The organism is Providencia sp. wls1922 (assembly GCF_009706505.1).
GTDB lineage: Bacteria > Pseudomonadota > Gammaproteobacteria > Enterobacterales > Enterobacteriaceae > Providencia > Providencia lanzhouensis.
In genome coordinates this window covers 1-6,890 of record NZ_WLUG01000019.1, presented here as the reverse complement: position 1 = coordinate 6,890, position 6,890 = coordinate 1, and the positions used below count along the sequence as shown (strand labels likewise).

The following is a 6,890-nucleotide window of genomic DNA, read 5'->3' as shown; positions in this document are numbered from 1 at the left end:
CGCTTTTCTCCCTCTTTGTCAGTAACCTCACAGTGGTGGTAGCCACTGTCTTGCTTTGATGGTAACTATGGACGTCTCATATCTGCTCGAAGGTCTTAATGACAAACAGCGCGAAGCGGTTGCAGCCCCGCGCACTAATTTACTGGTACTTGCAGGTGCAGGTAGCGGTAAAACCCGTGTGTTGGTTCATCGCATTGCATGGCTTATGTCGGTGGAGAATGCCTCCCCATTTTCGATTATGGCCGTGACGTTTACCAACAAAGCTGCCGCAGAAATGCGTCATCGTATCAATCAGTTGGTGGGGACTAGTGAAGGCGGCATGTGGATCGGTACTTTCCACGGTCTCGCACACCGTTTACTTCGCCAGCATTACTTGGATGCGAATCTGCCGCAAGATTTCCAAATTCTAGACAGTGATGACCAGTACCGTTTGATTCGTCGTCTGCTTAAAGCCATGAATCTTGATGAGAAGCAGTGGCCGCCTCGTCAGGGAATGTGGTACATCAACGGTAAAAAAGATGAAGGGCTGCGTCCCCAGCATGTTGAAAGCTATGGTAATCCAGTCGAAGCGACATGGCTGAAAGTGTATCAAGCCTATCAAGAAGCTTGTGACCGTGCAGGGCTGGTGGATTTTGCCGAATTACTGCTACGTGCACATGAGTTATGGCTGAATAAGCCCCATGTTTTACAGCATTATCGCGAGCGCTTTACCAATATTTTGGTGGATGAGTTCCAAGATACCAACAGCATTCAATATGCGTGGATCCGTGTGTTAGCGGGTGAGACTGGCAAAGTGATGATTGTCGGCGATGATGACCAGTCAATCTATGGCTGGCGTGGCGCTCAAGTTGAAAATATTCAGCGTTTCTTGAATGATTTTCCCGGTGCAGAAACTATCCGACTCGAGCAAAACTACCGTTCGACCAATAATATTTTGAAAGCGGCAAATACGCTTATCGCCAATAACAGCGACCGTCTCGGTAAGAATTTATGGACGGAGGGCGGTGATGGTGAGCCGATTTCCCTTTATTGCGCCTTTAATGAGCTTGATGAAGCTCGCTATGTGGTTGGGCGCATTAAACAGTGGCATGAAAACGGGGGAGCGCTACAAGATTGTGCCATTCTTTACCGTAGCAACGCACAATCCCGTGTGATGGAAGAAGCGTTAATTCAAGGGGCGATGGCATACCGTATTTATGGCGGTCAGCGCTTCTTTGAACGCCAAGAGATCAAAGACGCATTATCCTACCTTCGATTAATTGCTAACCGTAACGACGATGCCTCTTTTGAGCGTGTGGTCAACACTCCAACACGAGGCATTGGTGAGCGAACGCTGGATACCGTTCGCCAAACTGCTCGGGATCAGCAACTGACATTATGGGAAAGTTGTGAGTACTTACTTCGCGAGCAAGTCTTGGGAGGTAGAGCGGCAAGCTCCATCGAGCGTTTCTTAGAGTTAATCGACGCATTAGCGAAAGAAACCCAAGAGATGCCACTGCATGTGCAAGCTGACCGCGTGATTAATGACTCTGGTTTGCGTGCGATGTATGAGCAGGAAAAAGGTGAAAAAGCCCAAGCGCGAATTGAAAACTTGGAAGAGTTAGTTAACGCAACCCGCGATTTTAGCTATCAAGATGAAGACCAAGATTTGATGCCATTGCAGGCATTTTTATCTCATGCGGCATTGGAGTCTGGGGACGGTCAAGCGGATGCCAGCCAAGATGCAGTGCAATTGATGACGCTACACTCAGCGAAAGGGCTGGAATTCCCTGTCGTGTTTATGGTTGGCGTGGAAGAAGGCATGTTCCCAAGCCAAATGTCGATGGATGAAAGTGGGCGCTTAGAAGAGGAGCGCCGTCTTGCCTATGTGGGTATCACCCGTGCTATGGTGAAATTGACAATCACTTATGCCGAGAGTCGCCGCCTATATGGCAAGGAAGTTTACCATCGCCCATCCCGCTTTATTGGTGAGCTACCGACGGAGTGTGTGGAAGAAGTTCGATTAAGAGCCACGGTTTCACGGCCTGTCAGCCATCAACGTCTTGGCACACCGATTAGCCAAAATGATTCTGGCTATGCGTTAGGGCAGAGAGTGATGCACCCTAAATTCGGCGAAGGCACCATTATTAATCTCGAAGGTAGTGGTGAACATTGCCGCTTGCAAATTGCTTTTCAAGGGCAAGGGATTAAATGGCTAGTGGCGTCTTACGCGCGGTTAGAGAATTTATAGTCAATTATAGAGAATGGAAATATTATTAGATTTAAGCTTCCATTCTCTTTATCTATATAAATAATAAATTATTAATTAGTTTCGGTTCTATTTATCATCATAATCTCTGAGTTATTTGATTTGTTAAATTAAGGATGATTGTATGGTTTATAGAACTGTTTATGTTGATTTTGATATTAATGATAAAAAGTATAAGGAAATAGAGAGGAAAATTGGTTATGTAGAAAGGCAAATAGATAGATTAAAAAAAGATGCATCTGATTTTTATGAGATAGTCGAGAGGGAAGGTGGAGCGGAACGTTTATCTCAATATAATGAATTAATGGTGACTATTCATCGTTATGAAATGTTCTTAGTTCAAATGAAAGAATATCATAATGATGATAAAAAATATATTTCTGAAAATTTAGTATTGGAGTTTAATAGTAAAAAAGAATTTAATCAGCGATTTAAAATATTAGAAAAAGAGAATAATAAGATTCAGATTGAAATGCTAGAGAGTAATTCTATTAAATTTAAAAATAAATATTTACCCTCTGAAATTGGATTTAATATAAAGAAACAGTCATTTAATGATGAAAAGGCGTTAACTATTAGGATTGACAACCATATACGACAAACTAATTATGCTATTCAGGAGGTAAGAAGCCTTTCTTTTGCTAGGATGTACGATTACAACAATGCACTTGGAAATGAAAATTATTCTATGCATGACGGGAAAGTATATATTTTATCTTCTCGTGAAAGCCGTATAAGAGATCAAATGTCAGCGTTTTCAAGTAATGAAATGAGCGTTATGGGTGAATATCAGCAAGGTATGCCACAAACCCCAGTGAACCACATCGTAAAGGGTATTGATAATATAGGAATGTAAGCTTAGCCATCGAGATTATTTGGTGCTTAATGGCAGTTAAGCACCATTTTTGTTATAGCGCGGTAATTTTGGGGGAATGGAAATAGAGTTTTATTTGAAAAATAAGGATATTTTTAGTTTTTTCTTTGATTCATCGATTGAATCATTAAGATTTACGTTTTTTATTTTAATTTTTTCCGATAATCAAGTATAAAATCTCACCTAATAACCACTCTTAGATTCATCATGTCTATCAATCAACTTATTGATTCACTTTCCACACAAGGTTGGTATGTGTGGAACGATTTTCTGAATCTGTCAGAAATTCAGGCTATTAAAAGTTGTATCCCCGATACGCTACAAGACGCGCGTATTGGCTATCAAAATACATTACAAGACAACAAAACCATCCGTGGCGACCAAACGGTGTGGCTTGAACCTGAAATGGGGGCGCCAGTCGTACATTATCTAGATAAAATGGAAAACTTGCGTCAGGAACTTAACTGTCAGTTATTTCTTGGATTGCGGGATTTTGAAACCCATTTCTGTCGTTATCCTAATGGTGGATTCTATAAAAAGCATGTGGATAACTTCCGTGGGCAAGGACGCCGTAAAATCACCACTGTGCTATATATGAATGAATCATGGCAGCAGGGTGATGGTGGTGAAATTGTGATGTATGACATGCAAGATAACGAGCTATTTACCTTGGAGCCGCTAGCAGGCCGCATGGTATTTTTTATGTCTGAAGATTTTCCCCATGAAGTTCTGCCTACCCAAAAAAAGCGTGAAAGTATTGCCGGTTGGTTTCTGACCGAAAAAATACTGTAACCCTTTCTCGTCTATGCCGCCTCTGCAAAGGGGCGGGCTGTAAACTAATCACCTTAATAATAAAACTAAAAGTTGTATATAAACTATGAGTTTGTTTTTTTTAATTATTCCCTTTATTTTAAATTTATTATCTTGAGCGGCATAAAGATAATAAATATTTGTTAATTTAAATATAAATAAAGGATGAATTATATGATTAAGTTAAAAAATGAATTTGCCAAATTTAAATTAGACTTCGAAGAATACAAACAATATTTTAAAAAATACGAAGAAAACCATAAAAAGTATCTGAGTGAATTGGAAAGGCTGACTGATAGATATGGTGAAATTTTGACGAGAGATAGAAAACCTACAGATAGATATATTTCACAAGCGCAAAGAGATATTCGCATTAACCAAAAAAGATATTCTAGCTATGAGGCTGCAATAATAAAAATTGATAACTATATGGATAGTTTAGAATACGGTGATAATTTAGATGATGCCGTGGATTTTATTAATAAATTGCAATCCATTATAGATTCACTGCCTCAGAAACCGGCTGCTTTTCCTAAGGTGGATTTATCGTCAACCCCACTTATTCAGCACGCAGTATTGTCGCTTTATAATAATAACTTAGGAATGGACAAGAAATTTTATAATTTAAATGGTCAATATCTTCAACTCAGTGAGGTTGCAAATGAGACATTAACAAGAATGAATGAGCCGCAAATTTCGATCTGTTTTGGTGGCGATGAAATTGAATCGGTGATGATTGAGCAAATGGCTATATTAAGTTCAAAAGACGGTAGCCCAGTTAATAACAATCTGTTGAATGCATTTGAGCCAAGCACCATTTATGGTGGCTGTGAAATTTATCTTGGTACTCAATATTGCTACTAGGAAGTAAATTGGGAAGCCACCGACTTACGGTGGCTCCCCATAACTTAATTAACTCGTTTAAACTCTTTTCCAGCAAACATTAATGACGCATTGCCCCGCTCAATTTGATAATGAGAAAGATGGCGCTGCTTATCTAAGGAATTCAGTTGCTGAGATTGAAACTCACTGAGCTTCCAATGGATTAGCTCTTTCGCCAGTTTCTTATTTGCATGCTGGCTGCGCTCCGATTGGACTTTCACACTGATCCCCGTTGCGACATGCTTGGCTCGTACCGCGGAACAGGTTTTATTCACATGCTGACCTCCGGCACCTTGAGATTTTGTGAATTCATATTCGATTTCACTCTCCTCTAGGGGCTGAATAGGCGCAAATGTGATTATGCTAATAAACCAGTTTTTGCGTTTATGGCGTGGTCGCAGAGGGCTTTGGCATTGCCATTGAACGGTTCCACTCCACGCGTTGACCAGCTGTTCGCTCTGTTTCCCCTCTAAGGAGACTAACACTGACTTTAGTCCCTGCTTGGATGGAAAAGACTCCAACATATCAACTTGAACATCTAACAAAGCGGCTTCTTTTAAAAAACAAGAAAACGCTTTTTCCACGGCGATACAGCACTCATCGGGTCCTTGAGCTGAGGAAAACTGTAATAATGTCATTAACAATCTCCGCTCGTTTTATAGGTGATCACGGGCGCTAAGCGGGCAATAACCTGAATAATGCCGACCTCAACCATGCTTTCGATAACGGTATCAATGGATTTATAGGACTGCGGTGCTTCTTCATAAATCAATTGTTTGTTTGCACAAATAACTCGGCTGCCTAAAGTGGTTCGGGATAGCTGTAATGGCGTATATTTATGTGATAAACGACCTTTGCATTCCGTTCTCATCCACTTGCGTCCAGCGCCATGAGCGAGGGAATTTAAGCTCAAATCACTGGCAACTGGCGCCACTAAATAGCTGTAGTCACCGCGAGAGCCGGGGATCACCACGAAACCTCTATCGGATGGAGTCGCACCTTTGCGATGTAGCCAACCGTCAATGCCATCAATACAGCTTGGCTCAACAAGATTATGATTGAGGTCGAAACGCTGCTCCCCCGAAGCTTTAACTTGCTGCATCATGCGCAGCCCAATCAATTGGCGGTTGATCTGTGCAAACTGTAGCGCGTCTTGGTGTGCTTTGAGGTAAGTCTTGGCATCATCGGATTGTTCATCCAGCCCATTATGGCTATGTTGCTCAACATGCTGGCGTAGAATAGATTGCCCCAAACCACGCGATCCACTGTGCACGAGTAATAACAATTTTTGTTTATCAAGACCGCTTTGCTCAAACAATTCTTGGTTTATGATTTTATCGACGGATTGAAACTCCGCGAAATGGTTACCGCCACCAATAGAACTGAGCGAAGTCATAAAATCATGGGATTTCATCGACTCAGGAACGTGTTCATTTAGCCACTCTAATGGCGCATGACCCGTCATTTCAGACAGCTGTTTTTCCAGCTTATCCAAGTTAACTTTGGCGCGCTTAATATCAGTTTGAAACAGGCTCATGCCACAGCCAATATCATTGCCAACCAACGCCGGATAGAAGCGTTTAGCTGAGAAAAATGCTGCACCAATTGGGTAGCCACGTCCTGGGTGTAAGTCAGGCATGCCGACCACAGAAACCATGTCGGGTAAATTAGCGGTTGTTTGTAATTGCTGGATTGCTTTACTTTCAATCCATGTAGATTCTGTCGCGATATAACTAACGTGTTCACCGACAGAATGAAGGGTATTGCCCATAAGCTATTAACTCATTTTAATGTGAAAAATAAGGTGATTAGCAGGCAAGTTTTGAGAAGATAGCTGAACTAACGTTTAAAACGATTTATAACGCCTAAGGTTATTTTTAACGTTTAAGACTATTTCTGTGGTTGCCCGCAAAGAGTTTGATTAGTTGTTGTCATGATGAACCTCCTTGCAGTGAATTGATTGAATGAATGAAAACGCGGCGGATATTAACGGGAACTTTTTTCTTTTGCAAGAGGAGAAAGAAAAAAAGTGTAAAATTAATCTTTATCCTAAAATTAATTCCTTTATAAATAAAT

6 protein-coding genes are annotated in these 6,890 nt (G+C 41.1%); 4 read left to right on the top strand and 2 right to left on the bottom strand.

Going from position 1 to position 6,890, the window contains the following annotated elements; translation table 11 throughout:
- Positions 1 to 67 precede the first annotated feature (67 nt).
- The 4 genes from uvrD (at position 68) to GKR71_RS00850 (ending at position 4,796) form a co-directional block, all read left to right on the top strand.
- Positions 68 to 2,230 (top strand): DNA helicase II, encoded by a 2,163-nt coding sequence (uvrD, locus tag GKR71_RS00865; protein ID WP_108478790.1) that lies wholly within the window; start codon positions 68 to 70, stop codon positions 2,228 to 2,230.
- A 142-nt stretch (positions 2,231 to 2,372) separates the two neighbouring features.
- Positions 2,373 to 3,104 (top strand): hypothetical protein, encoded by a 732-nt coding sequence (locus GKR71_RS00860; protein ID WP_154633800.1) that lies wholly within the window; start codon positions 2,373 to 2,375, stop codon positions 3,102 to 3,104.
- Positions 3,105 to 3,329: 225 nt separating this feature from the next.
- Positions 3,330 to 3,914 (top strand): 2OG-Fe(II) oxygenase, encoded by a 585-nt coding sequence (locus GKR71_RS00855; protein ID WP_036948865.1) that lies wholly within the window; start codon positions 3,330 to 3,332, stop codon positions 3,912 to 3,914.
- A 192-nt stretch (positions 3,915 to 4,106) separates the two neighbouring features.
- Positions 4,107 to 4,796 carry a hypothetical protein gene (locus GKR71_RS00850; RefSeq protein WP_154633799.1) on the top strand — a complete coding sequence of 230 codons (690 nt, stop codon included), beginning with the start codon at positions 4,107 to 4,109 and terminating at the stop codon, positions 4,794 to 4,796.
- 44 nt (positions 4,797 to 4,840) lie between these two features.
- On the opposite strand, the gene prfH is transcribed toward GKR71_RS00850, so the two are convergent.
- Positions 4,841 to 5,452: a peptide chain release factor H gene (gene prfH, locus GKR71_RS00845; RefSeq protein WP_154633798.1), complete on the bottom strand. Its 612-nt coding sequence runs from the start codon at positions 5,450 to 5,452 to the stop codon at positions 4,841 to 4,843.
- Positions 5,452 to 6,585, bottom strand: a complete 1,134-nt coding sequence (locus GKR71_RS00840; RefSeq protein WP_154633797.1) for an RNA ligase RtcB family protein — start codon at positions 6,583 to 6,585, stop codon at positions 5,452 to 5,454. Before GKR71_RS00840 ends, prfH begins: the two co-directional genes overlap by 1 nt.
- Positions 6,586 to 6,890: the final 305 nt, after the last annotated feature.